The organism is Paludibaculum fermentans, from assembly GCF_051172195.1.
GTDB lineage: Bacteria > Acidobacteriota > Terriglobia > Bryobacterales > Bryobacteraceae > Paludibaculum > Paludibaculum fermentans_A.
Genome location: NZ_JBPJAQ010000001.1, coordinates 1,799,944 through 1,817,143, shown reverse-complemented (window position 1 = coordinate 1,817,143; position 17,200 = coordinate 1,799,944). Strand labels below are relative to the sequence as shown.

Here is a 17,200-nt window from a genome sequence, read left to right as displayed (position 1 = left end):
TTATCTCCCGGCCGAAGTGAATGCGTTATCCTTGGCCGCGGCCTGAACAGTAGCGGCTGTACGAGTAAAGGTGAATGCCACAGTGGCGTCAACTTGACGAGAGATCTTTCCGGGCAGCATGTACCCGCCGCCGATCGCGTAATCGGAAAGAACTGTCTGCACGGAAACCTGCTTTCCTCCGACGGTGGCAAAGTAGGCCACCCTTCGAAGAAGGCCCGTATTTGAATCAAACATGTAACGTTTGCTGACGATTTCTTTTGCGCGCTTGACATTGACAATAGCAACGACCTCAAAGATGTCAACCTCCGCCCCAAAGCCCGTCTCTCCCTTCACCTTGAAACAGTCCCCGATATGTCGAACTGAGGCACCGTGACCAAACGCCGTCAAGAACGTTTCGGTTGTGTCGCTTTGAATACTCTCGGCCAGCCCTTCGTCCTCGTCATCGATGGCACCGTTGCCCTTCAAACTTGTCAGGTCAAACACCAGACTCTTGCCCTTGCCCCCGGTCTCGTCAATTCTCCACAATCCTGGCATTTCGTAAATTACCTGCGCCGTGGAGGCGAGGCCCGAACGGCTCAGCGTTCCGTCAATCACAACTCGCTCTTTTCCAGGCTTCTGAACACGATCGCCAAGTGCCGCCACAATCTGCCTTGCGGAAGAAACTACACCCGAAACAGGAAAGTAACGAGGGGCGTCGGCCTTCTTGTCCGCCTGAGCCGGCAGCTGATAAACTAATACAATAAATAGAAGGCAGATGCGTATCGCTTTCGTCATAGTGCTCTCCGATGGTGATTCTCAACGAGGCTGTACGGACCAACTAGCTGTCATGGTTTGCTTGCTTTCGCACTTGCAACGTGAATCGTGATTATGGGCGTCGCTCCCGCATTGCCGACAGCAGCTGCAGTCACTGGAATAGTGACATCGACGAGTGGTGTTCCTTTTTCATCGGCCAGATCAAAAGCTGCACTGGAGATTGAAATACTCGCTGCCTTGCCACGTGGCACAATCACGCTGATAGATCTACCCGCCGGATCTCTCCCATTGATGGTTCCAGGAATGAATGGCGAAACGCGGTGAAATGTCCCTACACGGACGTCGTCTGCGGCGGGATTGGCCCTTAGGAGTCCTTTAGAGTCCTGGATGCGAACATTGAGGCTAACCCCCTTGGTGACTGTGACCGCAATACCTCGTGTCGTGACGCCCTCATCGACGTTGACGCTCTCGGGTTGGTCGGCCCAGAGGCATGGATTTAACAGTGCCGCCTCTGGTTTCTCGACGCACACGTAGTACTTGCCGGCGAAGATCCCTTCTATTTGGAACTCACCTTTCGCACCTGACGTCGCTTTTGCCGGTACTGGCATGAAAGCGGGGGGTCGCCCGGCAACAAATGGCACCGCCTTCGTGCTCGACCACAAGCTCGCCACAACGCGAGCACCCTCGACTGGCGCGCCGGTGTCATCCAAAACGGATCCTGTGATGCCGCCAGTCTGCCCGAACGCGGATGGCAGGCATGCGCAAACGATCAAAGTAAACGCCTTCATTGTATTGCTTCCTCTCACTCAATCACCGTAAACGGAATACTGTTTGAGGTCGCTGTCGGAAAGACGATCCACTCACTCCATGCCCCGATGTCGTCCGTCCTAAATGAACCGGTCGAAGTCCAATTGCCGTTGGTATCGGTGTAATCATAATTTGGTGTGCAGCTCTGACTGCCATCAGGAAAGTATGCGCAAATCGTAAACCAAGTGTTAGGCAGGGTGCTCTCCAGCGAGATGGTCCATCCGTCTCCAACGTGGAAGCCGGAAGATATCGACAAGGACGCGCCGTCCAACACTGTGAAAGTGACATTAGCCGACCGTACGCCTGACACTGGAAATACTATCCATTCGGTCCATACACCCATATTTCCTGGCGGGAACGTTCCGGGTGCCGAATTCCAGATTCCACTTGAGTCAGTCTGGCCTTTGTTCGGAGTGCAGGATACACTTCCGGAAGGGAATCGAGCGCACAGCGTAAACCACTCGTTGGGGACGTTTGAACTCACCCACATCGTCCAGGTGTCGTATGTGTGGAATCCCGATCCAATGTTCAGTGTTGCGGTTCCGACCGACACCACAACCGTCAGAGATGCAGAAACTGCGGATATTGCGGTTGGGTTCGGGGCCGACCTCGCCTTAACAGTAACGGCATTGTTTCCGGATGTGGTCCAAGTATGAGAAGCCGTGGTAGTTCCACTCGGCAACCAGCCTGAGTCTGTACCGTCGCCCCAATAGAAGATGTACTGCACCGGATTACTGAGGCTCGATATAGCACCACTGGCCGTGTAGGAGTAGACACCAGTTGTAAATCCGATGGAGGGACCTGAAGGCACAGTAGGAGCAGACACGGTCTCTGTGGCACTAACGTTGAACAGCACACCATTACTGCTGTATCCGTTGACAGTCACGACTACATTCCCGGGGGTCGCTCCGACAGGGACGCTGGTGGAAATACTAGTCGCGCTCCAGCTTGTGATAGTTGTTACGGCCGTGCCATTGAACGTCACCGTACCGGAGGTGCCAAAGCCGGTACCGGAGATCGTCACGGCAGTTCCGGCGCCGCCAGAAGTCGCCGACAGGCTACTGATAAACGGCAGTACCTGCGCGGCTGAGTTTTCGATTGCGAGCAGCCTGCCACCCATCCGGATGTACTCCCTTGTCGGTGGCGCCGCGCCGACTGAAAAGGGCATTGGGTTGCTCGATACGGCGTTCACCCGTACGACCACGGTCCCGTTAATTGTCCCGGCGGGCACGACGGCAACAATCGAAGTATTGCTCCACGAAATGGCTGTCGCGGCAGTGCCGTTGAAACCAACCGTACTGCTGCCTTGCGAGGCACCAAAGTTTGTCCCGGTGATCACCACGGATGTTCCGATCGCTCCAGTGGATGGCGTAATTGATGTGATATTCGGCGCCGCGGTGGCAGTTACTGTGAACGTCTGCGGGGAGTAGGCGACGCTGCTATTTACACTCACCGACACGAGGCCGTTCGTAGCTCCGGCCGGTACCTGCGCAATGATAGACGTCGAGCTCCAGGAGATCACGACTGCATTGGTTCCGTTGAACTTAACCGTGCTGCCCCCTTGTGTCGCGCCAAAATTGCTGCCGGACAAAGTCACCGCCGTACCGATTGCCCCAGACGTCGGGGCAATCGCACTGATCGTCGGCGGCGGCGCCACGGAGAAGTCGAATCCGTTACTGGCAATCCCTCCAATCGTCACCACTACGTTTCCGCTCGTCGCACCGCTTGGAATCACCACGGATATGTTTGTCGTGTTCCATGCCGTAACAACGCTAGCTTGTGTTCCGTTGAATTTGACGCAGGTAGGGCATTGCGTCGTCCCGAAGCTCGTCCCTGTGATCGACACGGTGGCTCCGATAGGACCGGAAGACGGAGAGATGGCGGTGATTGTTGGCGCATTGGTGACGGTGAACAACACGCCATTGCTCGCCACACCCGCGACGGTTACAGTAACATTACCGGTGTTGGCACCTCCGGGAACGGCGGTGGTAATGCTGGATGAGCTCCAACTACTCACAGACGCGGTAACTCCGCTAAACTTAACGCTGCTCATGCCCTGTGCACCACCGAAGCCACTGCCAGACACGATGACTGTTGTTCCAGGCTGGCCAGTGTTCGGGGCCACTGATGTGATGCTTGGGGCCTGGACTACCGTGAATGGAACACCGTTGCTGGCCACCCCCACATTCACAACCACATTTCCACTCACTGCACCAGTTGGGACGGTAACGGTGATACTGGTGGCGCTCCAGCTCTGAACCGACGCGGAAACGGAATTGAATGTGACAGTACTTGTTGCCTGTGTCGCTCCGAAGTTTGTGCCTGAGATAATGACTGTTGCACCGATGGGCGCTAGATTTGGTGTCAAGCTTGAGATTCCGGGCCCCGAGCTCACAGTAAAGTTAACACCATTGCTGGAATTGCCTCCAACCGTAACAACGACATTCCCGCTCGTGGCCCCAGTAGGTACGGTTGCGATGATGCTTGTGCTACTCCAACTGCTGACCAATGCAATTAGTCCATGGAATTTGACTGTGTTCGTTCCCTGACTCGACCCAAAGTTAGCGCCAGAAATAACGATCGAGGCTCCAACTGGCCCAGAAGTAGAGGACAGACTTGTAATGACCGGCGTAGAGGAGATGCTGAAGGGAACGCTATTGCTACTTACTCCGCCTACAGTAACGAACACGTTGCCAGTCGCCGCACCGGTAGGCACCTTGGTGGTGATGCTCGTTGCCGTCCAACTTGTCGGGGTAGCCGGAACACCACCGAACGAGATCGTACCGCCACTACCGAAATTTGAACCGCTGATTGTAACGCCAGCGCCGATGGGACCAGCCGAAGGAGACAGGGCCGTAATAACTGGCGCTGCGCCGGGAACATTCCAAGTTCCGACTTGGCGCCATCCCGAGTTGAATCCGTACTGGGCGAAGGCGATCAGATAGTTCGTTTTTGAGCCGGCGAAACTCGATTGAAATATCATTGAAGCGGTTACTGCGAGTTGAGTGCCGGACGATGCGACGCTTGAGCCTATCCCGTTGAGGGAGCAGTTGGGGTTAAAAGTGCCGGTCGAAGTGCCAGACCCTGGCGTAACCCCCGTGGACCAGTTATTTCCGGGGGCGTCGGCGACTTGGAATACACCAGAACTAACGATATACCGGATATAGCAGCCACCGTAGCCAGTATTTGTCGTATTTAAGATCGCCTGCACTTCCGACAAGTTGCTGGCGCCAGAAGGATTAGATACAGTCCAAGTAAATGCGCCCGTCGCATTTCCGCCCGTAATGGGTGACACGGAGTCCGCGGAGGGCGCGGTTTCCACCCAGGCATGGAACGTGGTTGCCTGTGTGCCACCCGTAGCCGTAAAACCAGGCGCCAACTTAATACAGTTGCCTGCCACAAACTTGACGTCGGCACTGCCGTTGATGATGACGGCGTTAGCCACCAATGCGTTGGGATTTGAAATAAGTCGAGGGGGCCCGGAACTGATGGTTTGGTTCTCAATGGATTCAGGGTTGGTGCACTGGGCCGACATGGGTAGTACCAGAAGGATACAGGCGCATATCCCAGATGCCGACTGGACCAGCGCACTCAGGAGCCCTCGGTATTTCGACGGTCGCATGAGAGGTTCACCTATTTCGCAATGACGGACGCGAAGTCAACGGAGGGCGCACGTCGCTCCAATTGCTCAATTCTCCCGCGAAGCTCTCGATTCTCCTTTGCTAAGTTCTCACGGAGCTCTCGCCCCTCCTTGTCCTGGCGGACCAGATATAGAGTGAGCTCTTCGATCTTCGCAAGCAGTTTCGACTGCATGTCGCCGAGGGCCACGCCCTTCGCATTCACTTCTGATTCAGTTGGGATATTCGGTAAGTGATGATGTTCATCAATGAACGCACCTACCTCGCTCAATGGGAGCAGTTGGTAGTCGGACCGGAACACGTAGTCAGGCCACCCAGTGTTTGTCACAATGACTTCCTTCGCGCCCAAAGTTCCATTTACCGCTAGCTTATACTGCGGAGTAGACGTACCGATGCCGATGTTACCGTTCGTGTCAATAACGAAACGATCGTAAAATGCAATTAGATCGGGTGAATAAGTGAGTGCGAACTTACCATTGTTGAGAAATCCCAAATACCAATATTTTTGAGATATGGTATTGTACATTGTAATATATGACCTACTGTCTTCCGCCTTAAGGTGTAGTATCGAGAACGGCGCATTCGTCCCCAACCCCACCAGCCCCACTTGGCCTTGCGATGTAATTTGAATCGCACTGTTGCTCGGATAATTAGGCCAGCTTGATTGACCTCGAACTGTCGGCGATACGATCGCGATCGTTAGCACCAGTAGTCGACCGGCTAGTTCGCGGAGATGCCGCTGGGGAATTGCCGACGCGCTGTTCATTTCATGTCCTCTCTGAACGTTCCTTTACCCGCCATCTTCAACCTGCTAATGTAACTTTCGCGCTTCCAGGTGATCGAAGCCCAACCGCCAACTGATGGAGGCCATGATAGATCCGGATGCGCACCGCTTCCTCGAAGTGGACCGGTCAGCTTTCTGCTTCTGAACCTCACGGTTTCTGACCCAGAACTGTCAACGTGAAGCTCGGCGGCTTGGCATCTCCCGTCCTATGTTGAAACGCCTGTTGGTTCTCACTTCCCGCGATTACCGCACCGTTAGCATCACCAAGCACAAGATCCCGACTGCCGGCGTAGAAGTTGAGCGGCGTATCACGAGGAATAGATATATGGAAAGTATTCGCACCCATTGTATTCTGCGTGCCATGTGGCGCGGGCACGGTCGCCACGGGGTACGCAGGGTGGTAGAGCCCCTTCGGCCCCCACACGCCAAGGGAAAGTTCAGGACGGCGGCCATCTTTCGTGATTTGGGACGTTAACTTCTGCGCGTCTCGCACCTCGATCGCGAGAATCGAGGCGGCCGCTAGCTTAACCAAAATTCCAGTCGACGTCTCTCCGGGCGCCAAGACAATCGATGTATTCAGATCCGTCCACTGACAAGTGTCAAGGTATGCCTCGCCTGCTTGCACGCAAATGGTGTATGTGCCGCCTGACAGATCCTGGATCAGAAATGCGCCGTCGGCACCCGTTTGTGTGTTTTTAGCGGACGGCGCGCTTCCATCCTGGAAAGCCATAATCAGGGCGGCAGGAACAGGCTGAAGCGTTGATCGTTCCAGTACAAACCCGGAAATGCTACCCGTTTTTGTCTGTCCGGTTACAGACCACGCACCGAGCAACAATCCAAGGGCAAGTGTAATGACCTTCACGGTATCAATCTCCAATCTGGGCAGTAGGATATATGGTTCTGACGAGCGTCTGGGGGCAACTCAACTAAGGCGGAGATTGAGTGGCAGGTGCACACTAGAAGCCCGACGGCATTAGAGAATCATGAAGACGATATGGCTCCTAATTCGGCAAATCGAAGCGAGCGTGGCGGGCAACCTGCACGCAACACGACCGGTTTCGCACCGCTCTTCGATTCACACACAGCAATCGTAAGCGCTTTTCAGTGTCTACGCAAGAGATAAAAGGATATTTTTCTACGCATTAACCGTACGCAGGCATCGAGTATGGACACAGCCTGAGAATCAGAGCGCTTTCACGCTGGTCTTGCCCCGAGAAGTACGCCCTCATTCCTCGTGAACTCTGTCCGACCGGATACGCGGACACGGACTCACAGGTAGCGCAGTTGGCTATGTCCCATGGCCCGCCTCCCTCCGTAACCCATTGAAACGCATGCCATAAGAGACTGCTGGCAGTCTGGAGAGATATATCTCCACGAAGATCGCCATACCCATAGGCATCCTGTAGGAACTGTTAGCGTCGTTTGCTCATTTGCTAATTAGTAAACCTCAACTGTATACCAAGCAATCAAGCAATTTGCGTTGGGGGCAGGGAGCAAGCCCCCGGCGGAATGGGGTCCCGATGCGTGTAGAGAGGAGAGTGAGGAGAATTGCTGAGTCGAGCATCCGGCGGACGACGGGTAAACCTTCGGCTTCACGCTGTTGCTGAACGCCCACAAGCCCTCGTGTTACTGCCAAGCAATGGACTCGACGCTCCAACCTAGGCATGCACTTTCGAACAACTTGAAGATCGCTTCGGCTTCCGGGAATAATCGCAGCGCCGCGAGCGCGCTACGTCGCCGCATTTCGTCAACTGCTCGGAGTTCTCTCCATCTGACCTGCAGCCAAGTTGAACTGTCTCGTCTGGTCACCGTAGGTACACCATCCTTCGCGCTGCTGTCGGGAGAACAAGTCGATGCGCCCGCCAGGGCAGATCCTCTCAACCAGCGCATAAAACTCCGCCGGTTTGCGCGAGTGTTCTCGCCGGGTTGCTTCCAGCGCAGTGGTATCGCTGCCGTGCAGGAAGACGGGCTTGCCGCGTGCTCCGAGAAGGCAGTGTTCTGTTTTGCCCCTGAGCCACTCGCCCGTTCCCATGCGATCCTTGACCCAAGTCAAGAGCGTCTTGTATTCAAAACCCCACGATTCAACAACTTCAAAGGCAACCCGGAGGTGGGCGTTCGTCGTCCACAGCCAAAGAATGGCGTTCTCGTCAGCAAGATTCCTAACAGGTAGGCCCTTGATCTCTTCAATGCTCAACGTCGGATACGGCAAGTCGCTACCGGATTCGTATCGCCACGGCGGGTCGGCCACAACAACCTGGAATGGGCCAGTTGGCAGTTCCGGTCGTTGAACTTCCAGCTTCCTGGCCTGCTTCATCACGGTGAGTCTGCGGAAAGCCCCGGCCACCTTGCCGCTACGGTCCATTTGTTCGACAAGGTGGCCAAATCCTTCCGGGTCGTCTTCGGCGGCTTCGAGTACCGCCTCGGCCCGATCAATGGTGGTCCGGCCCACACCCAAATATCGTGCTATCTTGTCCCGAGCCTCTCCCTGTCCTTCGGCCGTTGTGGTGGAAGTGCCGAGGTCCATTCGGCTGCCCTGACGCGCCCTGGCCTCGCGGCGCTCAAGGGGCTCGATGGCCCGTTTGAGCGCCACGATTTCGCTTGGCAGCAGGTCCTTTCGAACGAAGTTCTCGTGGGCCTCTCCCCTTGCCGCTTGGAGCAAATCCACCACGGTCACTGGCACTTCTGTCCATCCAAGCTGCCGGCAGGCTTCCACGCGGCGTTGTCCGGCGATCAAGCGCCCTTCTGGAGTTATTACGATGGGGTGAAGAAGTCCGACTTCCCCGATACTCTGTGCGAGGGACCGCAGATCTCCGAGGTCCTGCCTGTAGCGGAGCCCGACGTCGATGGCGTCAATGCTGCGAACGGGCGTCATACCGTGTGACTCGCGCAGATTGAGCAGGTAGTCCGAGACGGAATCATCGTTGCGGCATCCAACTCCCCGGAGGCCAGGCTGATTCTGCGGTAGTTCCAAGAACGTTTCCTCTGCGTGAGCAGAGTGTCAACCGCGTACACCACCAGTCCACCAACTACCTGAAGGATGTCGGCGATAGCCGGTGTGCCCGGGCAGGGATAGCGATTGTCGTTGCCCATATCTGGGTAGAGACAACCAAGGCAGGAGCCTTGGTTGTCCTGCACGAACACATAGCCGTGATCACCACTAGCGCTAACTGCGGTGAAGACCACGGGAACGCCTTGTGCCCGGAAGTGGCGGCTGGCTGCGACTCGGGTCGGATTGTTGTCGACGCCACAAATCGCAATACCGCAGGAGAGATCAATTCCCTGCTCGATCGCCGCCTCCAGGCTCAATGCGTGGCCGCGAATCCTGGTCGCGGCGATGCACTCGGGCTGGAGGTTTTTGGCCAGAGCGACAGCCTTGTTCCGCCAAAGATCTTTGGTGTAGAACCGCTGCCGGTTCAGGTTGCTGGGTTCCACCCAGTCACCGTCAAGCAGCACAATCTCCCCAATGCCCTTGCGGCAGAGAGTTGGCGCAATCTGCGAAACGAGCCCGCCCGCGCCGACACAGAGCACGCGGCTCTTTGAGAACACGGCCTGGTCAAACCCCGCAATTCTCTTCTGGCGGTCTTCGGCTCCAGGAATCGCCGTGCCCGCGAGTTCAACTGATGTCGGTGAGTCTGTAAATGCCGGGTGCATGCTTTTCAACCCCCTGTCCGTGGATTTCGATTTCGAGATGTTGGTCGAGCCGGATGAACCGGATGAAACCATCGCGACTGAAGATGGCCATGACGGCTACATGACCGGCACTCTCCAGCCGCTGCTGAAACCGCTCGTCGATGCCCGATGGCTTGGTGGCATCCGCTCCCCTACCCGGATGGCTATGGAAGTGCGCCAGTAGCCGGTGCCCGAACTGCTCCAAGCGGATGAGCAGGCTGTGCGTCGCCCTGGGCTCGGCTGTGACTCCCATCGCGGTGCGCTTCTGGTGGGCAAACTCGGCACATTGATCTAGGACGAGCGCCCCATCAAGCTCCGTGCCTGTGATGAAGAAGAACTGCTCAGCTTCGTCCAGGGTCAGCTTCTTAAAGCTCTCGTGCAGAAACAACGAACTCACCACATAGCGCCGCTGAGATCTGGCCTCGAGGTCAGCCTTGGCCAGGCTATCAAGCGTCGTGATGAACTCATTGGCGCCTTCGATGTGTTCGAGCTTTTGCCGGGCCAGTCCGTCCTCAAAACTCCGAGCGGCTTGCGACAGCTCGTCAATCAGCGCCTCGCGGCGCCGCACCAACTTCTCCCGCTTGGTCTCAATGACTTCGCGGCTTGGATTGCTTGTCTGCATATTGCCTAGGCCTCCAATGCTTCGTGCAGGATTCGTTCGATGCTCATGATTCCGGAGCTCACGTCTCGCGGCATGCGGGCCATGTGCACCTCGTACCAGCCGTCGCCACGATTCTGGAAGCAAGTCCAGTGACTGTGCCCTTCCATCTCTCGTGGCGGCTGGAAAATGAAGAAGCGGAAGTGGCCACGGCTTTGTTCGTCGGCGTAGCCGAAGAACGAGCCTCTTCCGGTGCGATACGAGCCGGTGTAGCGATTCCCTTCCCGCGTCCAGCCTCGCTCTTGCCAGTACGGGATGACGCGACGCTCGACCTTCACGGTGGGGCCGTGCCCCCGCACCATCCGCGAGATGAGCTCGCGCATGGATGTGGGGGCAGGCCGGCTGCCGTTGTCTTTCACGCGCACGGCGACAACACTCCGACCTCAGCCTTGGTGGAGGCGAAGATCTTCTCGCCGTCCTTGACCTTGTCGTAGACCGACTCGGCGGAGGCGAAGAAGGGTTCATTGGGCCCCTTGGACAGCAGGTAGTCCGAAAGGCTGAGCTGGTTGAGGATGTCCCCGGCGGTTGTGCCGGGCTGGATCTCGACGTCGCGGATCTGGCCGGTTCCGGCCACGACAACTGAGAGTTTCTTCATGGACACGCGTCTCCTTTGCGTTTTTGTCTGGAGTTTGCTTGCACTGCGAAGCGGAACTGCTTCTCACTCCAATTAAAGCGGTCGGGTGTCGGTAGCCAACGCACAAGAAAAAGAGACCAGGAACGAGTCTTGGTCTCTTTTGGGTGCCTATGGCCCTCATACGTCGGGCGCTGGCACAACATCCGTGAGTTTGCCTGATTGAAACGTCATATCGCGCTCCACGTGGAGCCCGAGCTGAGTCTTCGCGGAAACAAGTTCGGACAGACAGAAGTAGCCGAACTCGTCCTCCAGGCCGTTGACGAAGCCGAAGAAAAGGAAGTCGTCTCCCCGTGCTTCTCCCTCCGTGACCCACCAGGTCCAGCGGGTGCCGGGCAGGAAGAAGCGAGCGTGGACGACAGGGTCCGCCTCGCCTTCCTGCGAGTAGAGCGACGGCAGCCGGGCGCGAAGCTCGTCGTCTAGAAGCGGGGTCATTTACATGGCCTCAAACAACTTCTTGGCCTCTTCGAACTTCTGGAGCTGGCGCTTCTTGGCGCTCAGCTCTTCTTCCGCTTCGGCGATCTCCGAGCGCAGCTTATCGGCCTGCTCGAACAGCACCTCAACCGGCGTCTTCTTCTTCCATGGTCTGCGGGCATCCGGCTGCTTGGCCGGAGCCGCTTTCGGTTCCTGTGCCTTGGGGGCTGGCATTGTCGTGCTCCTTCTTGGATTTCAGTTCCTGTCGTTGCTGGTTCACCCAGACCTCAAGCTTCCTGATCGCAGCGCGCTTTGTAGGAAGCTCGATGTGGGTGTAGATTGCGTGAACGGAATTGCCTGTGGAGTGACCCATGAGCGCCATGCGGACTTCCTGCAGGACGCCGGCTTCCATGAGGCGGGTGTTGAAGGTGTGGCGGAGGTCGTGAAACCGGAGGTGGCGGATGTTCGCCCGCCTAAGCGCCCCAGCCCATGACCGCTTGATGATGCGGACTGATTCGCCGCGGAAGGCGACAACATTGCCCTTCTCCTGACGATGCTCGGAGAGAAGGTCGAAGAGCCGATCGGTCAGCGGGATCTCTCGGGCTTCTCCTTCGGGTGTCTTCGAACGGGTGACAGACAGTACCCTGCGCGCAAGATCAACATCCTCCCAGAGTTGCTGGGTGATTTCACCTCGGCGCAGACCCGTATCGAGTGCCGTCACCGCCATCAACTTCAAATGCGGCGGCGCGGCGGTGAGCAGTAAGTCCTCTTCGGCAACGCTGAGGATGGCTCTTCGGATCTTCCGCTCGCGGGCCATCTTCAGGCGTGCGAGCGGATTGGCCTGGATGAGTTGTTCATCAACGGCCCAGTAAAGGATGTGACGCAGGACGCTGAGGTCACGGTTGACGGTTGCGTCCTTGATCGCCTTGTTCCTCAAGCGCCGTACTTTCCTGAACTCCTCGGCCATTGGCTTGGTAAGCCGCAGGACGGGCATGTCGGAGAAGAACGGCAGAAGGAACTTCAGGTGATAGAGGTGGTGCTTGTGGGCGATGCCGCTGGCGATGAAGCGGGCGGCAAGTTGCCCAAAAGTAATACGCGGATCGGCTTGCACGACCTGAAACCGCCTGGCATTGGCCTCTTCCTTGAGTTTGGATTCAATGATTTCGGCCTGCCTGCGGTTGGATGTGCCGGTACTGGCCTGATGGCGGACGCCATCCATGTAGAAGTACGACCAGTAAACGTTTCCTCGTTTGAGCAGACTCAACGGATTTGTTTTCCTCCTTTGCCTTGTTGTTGGCAGATCCAGCGGATGATCTGGTCCTGGTAGAAGATCAGCCGGCCGCTGGCCCCGGACCGGAAGAACGGCAGCCCTCGTGGCATGAGGGTCTGTCTTACGGTCCAAGGCGAGCAGCCGATTAGCCTGGCCACCTGGCCTAGCCCCAAGGGCCGGCCAAGCGGCGAGGCAGGAGGCTCAAGGGTGGCCTGCTGTGGGCCACCAAAGGCCCCCTGTTGCCCCGGCCAAGCCCTCGGCCAGCGGTGGCCGGGGGGGAGCGGCAATAAGCCCCGTGTTTGCGCGGATTTCCGCCCACCGGCAGCGGCGCGAGTGTCAGCGGGAGAGGGGCCGCCTAGAGCGGTTAGTGTCTGTCTTGCTTCTTTGATGGCCATATGGACCTCAGTGCCTTTTGAATGAACTTGGGCAAGTGGATGTAGATCCACCAGAGCAGCGCAAGGATAAGGAACAGGACGATCAACTGCCCCTGAACTTGTCCATTGGTGGCCAGGGCCTGCAGCATCGCAATCGCCACCAACACGAGCAGCAGGGCAAGGATGACGCCCGGTAACAGCGACACGGCCAAGACAACGGGGCGCAGCCACAGCGGCATCCGAGGCGCGGGCGTGCTGAGATCGCGGGAGCCGCACTGCGAACAGACGTCGGCCTGCCGTGGATTGATGTGCCGCGAAGGGCAGAGCTTTGCATCGTAGGTCGTGCCGCAATGACTGCAAAACAGCGGATCGCCAGCCGTCAATCGATGACACAACGGGCAGTAGCGCATGGGGCCTCCTAAATGAGCGGGAGTCTGACGGTTCCCTCGGGCCTAAGCCAGATGGGCGACCAGAATCCTTGCTCGTTAATTTGTTCGAAAGTGGAAAGCCAGAAAATCTTGTCGGTCTGCTTGGCGACGGTGGCGCGGATGTTCTGAAGACGCTTCTCTGTGGTGGCGACAATCAGCACCCGAAACTTCGGCTCACGGAATAGCTGTGTGAACTGCCCGGAGAGTGCAAGTTGAAGGTACATCTGGGTCTTCTTCCGCCATACGGTGAGAGCTTCAGTGCCGAGATCCGCCTCAATGAACATCGGACGGGTCGCACCCGACGTCGCAAGTTCGCAATAGCCGTCGGGGATCAACGGGACTGCCTGGGTGAGCGGCTCCCGGAAAGTAATCCAGCGCAGGCAGCGAACATCCGGTCGGGGCATCTGGCGGTGCTTCACTGTCAGGTAGATCTGGTTGACGGCCAACCGGTGGAGTAGGAATGGACTGGTGCCAAACGGGCTCTGCCTCAGAGGCAACCCCGACTGCTTGCCATCGACAACGGCCGCGCCTTTGGGCGATAGGGTGTATAGCGCCTTCTGCCCATGACCCGCGCTGCCAACAAAGATTCGCCGCAGAAAGCCGGCACGTGTCAGGTGAAGCAACCGGTCGTTGGCACGCCTGATGGAATGAAAGCCCGCCACGACCTGCGCCTGCTCGCGGTCGATGACGCGCATGACGCCGAGTTCCCGCAGTAGGCGCCGGTCCCGTTCCTGGATCAATAGACCGACTCGCCTATTCCCAGTCATGGAGCACCTCCCCAGTAGTCAGCCGCATCGACTCGTGACGGCGACGAATTTCGGCTTCAATTTCTCTGCGGCTTCTAGCCCAGCGCCGCAGGCATCGCTGAAGCAATTCGCTCGCGTCGTCCTCCGGTTGGGCGATGGTCGGAACGGCCGCGCGCACGAAGCGGCTACTGCCTGACTTGAGCACCAGATGACGCTGGGACAGATTCTTCAGTTCCTGGGCCAGGGTCCGCCCGCCATCGAGCGTGCTAGCCACCTTTTCGGCGTCGCTGGACGAGAGCTGAAAGTAGACATGGCTGCCGACGGCGGCCAGCGCCGATCGCATGGCGGGCGGGTACTGATCCGTGAACTGATTGGCACTGACGATCGAAACGCCGAACTTCCTGGCCTCCGACAGCAGGGCTTCCAGACCGCTGTCGAAAACGATGAGGTTCTGGATCTCGTCACAGTAGAGGGTAATGAGGTTGCGGGAACGGCGAGCAAAGAGGGCGTTCTTCAGGCGGGTCAGGAAAAGACTTCCGAGCGTTGCCGCCTGTTCTCCGAGTCGCCCCTTGTCCAAATTGAGGATGATCCAGTACCCGGAATCGATTGCCGCTCCGAGCGAGAAGGTGGATCCAACCTGTCCGAGGATGTGGCGGAAGTGCGGGTCGGCGGTGAACGCCGACACCTTATTGAGAATCGCGTCGCGCCACGCGGCCTGCATCGCCTCGCTGGCACGGTCGTATCGAAGGGCGAAGTAGTCTTTGACCTCGGAGTTCTGTACTCGCCGCAGGCAGGTAGCGCGAAAGGGTCCGCTGGTGAGCAACGGTGCCAGCTCAAGCAAGGACATCCGGTTGTCAGCGAGGACGTGGAGCGCATTGCGGAGAAGCTCCTCCGTGCGCGCGCCAAATGCTGCCAGCTGCCAGCGCTGTTTGAGAACCTCCGCAAACTCAGCGATTTGCACGAAGGAGTTTTGTCCCGCACTCTGGTCGATGACGTTGAGCCCAACCGAGTACTCACGGTCGGCAGGTTCAATGACGATAAGCTTCTCGCTCAGGTCCCGGTGCTGCTTGCGCTCCTGTTCGGCAATCAGCCGAAGGAGAATCGGTGTCGCGTCACCGTGCAAATCAAAGAACACGAATCCCCGGCCCGCGCGGATATCCTGACCGGCAAAGTGACGTAGCAACATGGATTTCCCGCTGCCGGTCTTGCCGAGGATGGCGATGTGCTCTGCACGCTTGGTGTGCGGGATGGCTAATTGCCGACTAGTCAACTGTCCGTCGACGATCATGCGGCCGACCTGAAGACCGGCTGACGCGGTGTCGTGCCCAGAGCCTCGCAGCCGATTCCAAGCCTGGACAATGGATTGTTCGATGAAGTTGCTCATAGTTCTTTGCTTTATGTTTTCTGGCGTAGACGCCACCAGAGCAGCACCCAGAAGTTCTTGGCGATCATGCCGCCCTGACCTTTGCTGTTGCCGCAAATGCGGGCGTAGACGGATGAGCGCTTGATGCCCTCTTCCTTTGCGATATTGGCCACGGACTGACCAAGCAGGATTTTTCGGAAGGTTCGGCGCTCAACCGGGTTGAGGTTGACGTAGTATTTCGGGTTGTCTTCGAACCCCTGCGGCTCCGGCGCTGGAGATGGATCTTCTGAGAGCGGCCTGAGAAAGGCCTCCGTCTTGCCGTTGCGCCTTCCGATGGTCACACTGACCGGATTGCCGTAAAGGTCCGAACAGCGCCGGAATCGTAGGATGTCGAAGTTGGTCTCTTCCATCGCAGCCCCAGGATGAGGCCGCGGAATGCACTTGAGGAGAGGCACCCCCTCGCGTTTTTGTAACGATCAGGGAGAAGAATATTCTAAAGTTCGCAGGCAGTGTTTTCGTACAGCGCCCGTCGGGCCCACGCCTTCTGCAAACGATCATCGAGGCCCAAATCCAGAGTGATCGACAGGAGTTTCGAGATTGTCTGCTGATGGCCGAAATCCGACGCGGGTGCCAGTTGAGCATGTAGCATATGGTTGGCGGCGGCCTTCACCGCTCGACTATCGGTGGAGAAGGCGCAAGCAGTCGCCCAGTGCAAGCTCATTGAGCATTCCAGGCTGGTGGTTCCAAACTCACCTCTGACTTGAGCAATGGTCTCTTGGGCCGAATCCCAATTGGGCGTTCCGAGCAAACTGGTGTGCCGGGAGCCCGTCATCAAGAGGCTGGCTGGTTTTGTCGCCTCCTGCATGCGGTCCATTGCTTCCGTGGCACTCTCGAAGAATGATCGCGCACGGTCGTCAAGGTGCATCTGAAAGTAGGCAACTCCCCGCTGACGATAGTGATCGGAGCCGATGGACGCTCCGCTCTGTCGAGCGGCTTCCCCGGCTACATCGAGGAGTCTCAGTGCATCCTCAGGCCAGCGCCTCAGCAGAGCCGCCTGCGAGGCTATCAACGCACTGCGAACGAAATCGTCGGCGTAGAGTTGATGGTGAGATTCATTGTAGGCGGCGCGCCACAGGTCTCGGGCCAGTCCGGCATGTTCCATAGCCGAGCGGCAACGACCGCTGTGAACGAAGAACCAGGCGATGTGCTGATGAATGAGCGCGGCGAGGTGAATTCGCCTGATGTCAGCGGAATATCCGACCAGTGGAAGTAGAGTCCGAAGCTCCTTGGCACCGTCCAGAAAGTGATAGTCCGCGCGGTGACGTGAATCGATGCTGTCGACGCGGGATTCGAGTGCCTCCAAAGCAATTCGTCGCCTGCGCGTGGGTACGACCTCATCAATTCCCGGACGAATGCCCAATCGCCGCCGCTCGGTCTCTGTTGGTCGCTCGTGGATTGCTGGCCACGTCAGCTCTCCAGTCAACGACTGTTGACGCCAGCGATGGGCCGCCACGCGGACTGTGCCGGGTTTGGTCGCGAACAGCGCCGCAATACGGTCGGCTGGAACTTCCCGCCTGAGCAGCCAGGCAAAAGAGCTTCCGAAACGGGACACACTCTTGACGGCCTCCGGAGCACCGCCTTGCCTGGCGCCAACCTCGGGCACGT

General features: G+C 57.7%; 18 protein-coding genes. All 18 read right to left on the bottom strand.

Going from position 1 to position 17,200, the window contains the following annotated elements; genetic code table 11:
- The 18 genes from ACR9Y2_RS07385 to ACR9Y2_RS07300 all read right to left on the bottom strand — a co-directional run bounded on the left by ACR9Y2_RS07385 (window position 1) and on the right by ACR9Y2_RS07300 (window position 17,198).
- Entirely contained in the window at window positions 1-774 is a 774-nt protein-coding gene (locus ACR9Y2_RS07385; protein WP_435040425.1) for a hypothetical protein, read from the bottom strand.
- 50 nt (window positions 775-824) lie between these two features.
- Window positions 825-1,541 carry a carboxypeptidase-like regulatory domain-containing protein gene (locus ACR9Y2_RS07380; RefSeq protein WP_435040424.1) on the bottom strand — a complete coding sequence of 239 codons (717 nt, stop codon included), beginning with the start codon at window positions 1,539-1,541 and terminating at the stop codon, window positions 825-827.
- 14 nt (window positions 1,542-1,555) lie between these two features.
- A complete protein-coding gene (locus ACR9Y2_RS07375; RefSeq protein ID WP_435044828.1) occupies window positions 1,556-4,543 on the bottom strand; it encodes a beta strand repeat-containing protein in 2,988 nt (995 codons plus the stop codon).
- Window positions 4,544-5,193: 650 nt separating this feature from the next.
- A complete protein-coding gene (locus ACR9Y2_RS07370; protein WP_435040423.1) occupies window positions 5,194-5,724 on the bottom strand; it encodes a hypothetical protein in 531 nt (176 codons plus the stop codon).
- Window positions 5,725-6,130: 406 nt separating this feature from the next.
- The gene (locus tag ACR9Y2_RS07365; protein ID WP_435040422.1) at window positions 6,131-6,844 is read right to left on the bottom strand and encodes a carboxypeptidase-like regulatory domain-containing protein; all 714 of its coding nucleotides are present in this window, start codon (window positions 6,842-6,844) and stop codon (window positions 6,131-6,133) included.
- Between the two features lie 885 nt (window positions 6,845-7,729).
- The gene (locus tag ACR9Y2_RS07360) at window positions 7,730-8,854 is read right to left on the bottom strand and encodes an MT-A70 family methyltransferase (protein WP_435040421.1); all 1,125 of its coding nucleotides are present in this window, start codon (window positions 8,852-8,854) and stop codon (window positions 7,730-7,732) included.
- Complete coding sequence (locus tag ACR9Y2_RS07355; protein WP_435040420.1) at window positions 8,851-9,633, bottom strand: HesA/MoeB/ThiF family protein; 783 nt, start codon at window positions 9,631-9,633, stop codon at window positions 8,851-8,853. Before ACR9Y2_RS07355 ends, ACR9Y2_RS07360 begins: the two co-directional genes overlap by 4 nt.
- Window positions 9,596-10,219 (bottom strand): hypothetical protein, encoded by a 624-nt coding sequence (locus tag ACR9Y2_RS07350; RefSeq protein WP_435040419.1) that lies wholly within the window; start codon window positions 10,217-10,219, stop codon window positions 9,596-9,598. The genes ACR9Y2_RS07355 and ACR9Y2_RS07350 overlap by 38 nt, the downstream gene beginning before the upstream one ends.
- 59 nt (window positions 10,220-10,278) lie before the next feature.
- Window positions 10,279-10,674 (bottom strand): hypothetical protein, encoded by a 396-nt coding sequence (locus ACR9Y2_RS07345; protein ID WP_435040418.1) that lies wholly within the window; start codon window positions 10,672-10,674, stop codon window positions 10,279-10,281.
- Window positions 10,665-10,904: a hypothetical protein gene (locus tag ACR9Y2_RS07340; protein ID WP_435040417.1), complete on the bottom strand. Its 240-nt coding sequence runs from the start codon at window positions 10,902-10,904 to the stop codon at window positions 10,665-10,667. The genes ACR9Y2_RS07345 and ACR9Y2_RS07340 overlap by 10 nt, the downstream gene beginning before the upstream one ends.
- A 156-nt stretch (window positions 10,905-11,060) precedes the next feature.
- Complete coding sequence (locus tag ACR9Y2_RS07335; protein WP_435040416.1) at window positions 11,061-11,375, bottom strand: DUF2958 domain-containing protein; 315 nt, start codon at window positions 11,373-11,375, stop codon at window positions 11,061-11,063.
- The gene (locus ACR9Y2_RS07330) at window positions 11,376-11,498 is read right to left on the bottom strand and encodes a hypothetical protein (protein ID WP_435040415.1); all 123 of its coding nucleotides are present in this window, start codon (window positions 11,496-11,498) and stop codon (window positions 11,376-11,378) included.
- 1 nt (window position 11,499) lies between these two features.
- Window positions 11,500-12,618 carry a tyrosine-type recombinase/integrase gene (locus tag ACR9Y2_RS07325; RefSeq protein ID WP_435040414.1) on the bottom strand — a complete coding sequence of 373 codons (1,119 nt, stop codon included), beginning with the start codon at window positions 12,616-12,618 and terminating at the stop codon, window positions 11,500-11,502.
- A gap of 370 nt (window positions 12,619-12,988) precedes the next feature.
- Window positions 12,989-13,408 carry a hypothetical protein gene (locus ACR9Y2_RS07320; RefSeq protein ID WP_435040413.1) on the bottom strand — a complete coding sequence of 140 codons (420 nt, stop codon included), beginning with the start codon at window positions 13,406-13,408 and terminating at the stop codon, window positions 12,989-12,991.
- 8 nt (window positions 13,409-13,416) lie between these two features.
- On the bottom strand, window positions 13,417-14,193 hold the full coding sequence (locus ACR9Y2_RS07315; RefSeq protein ID WP_435040412.1) for a replication-relaxation family protein: 777 nt from the start codon (window positions 14,191-14,193) through the stop codon (window positions 13,417-13,419).
- Window positions 14,180-15,556 carry a type IV secretory system conjugative DNA transfer family protein gene (locus tag ACR9Y2_RS07310; RefSeq protein WP_435040411.1) on the bottom strand — a complete coding sequence of 459 codons (1,377 nt, stop codon included), beginning with the start codon at window positions 15,554-15,556 and terminating at the stop codon, window positions 14,180-14,182. The genes ACR9Y2_RS07315 and ACR9Y2_RS07310 overlap by 14 nt, the downstream gene beginning before the upstream one ends.
- Before the next feature lie 11 nt (window positions 15,557-15,567).
- Window positions 15,568-15,945 (bottom strand): hypothetical protein, encoded by a 378-nt coding sequence (locus ACR9Y2_RS07305; protein WP_435040410.1) that lies wholly within the window; start codon window positions 15,943-15,945, stop codon window positions 15,568-15,570.
- Window positions 15,946-16,028: 83 nt separating this feature from the next.
- On the bottom strand, window positions 16,029-17,198 hold the full coding sequence (locus ACR9Y2_RS07300) for a hypothetical protein (protein ID WP_435040409.1): 1,170 nt from the start codon (window positions 17,196-17,198) through the stop codon (window positions 16,029-16,031).
- Window positions 17,199-17,200: the final 2 nt, after the last annotated feature.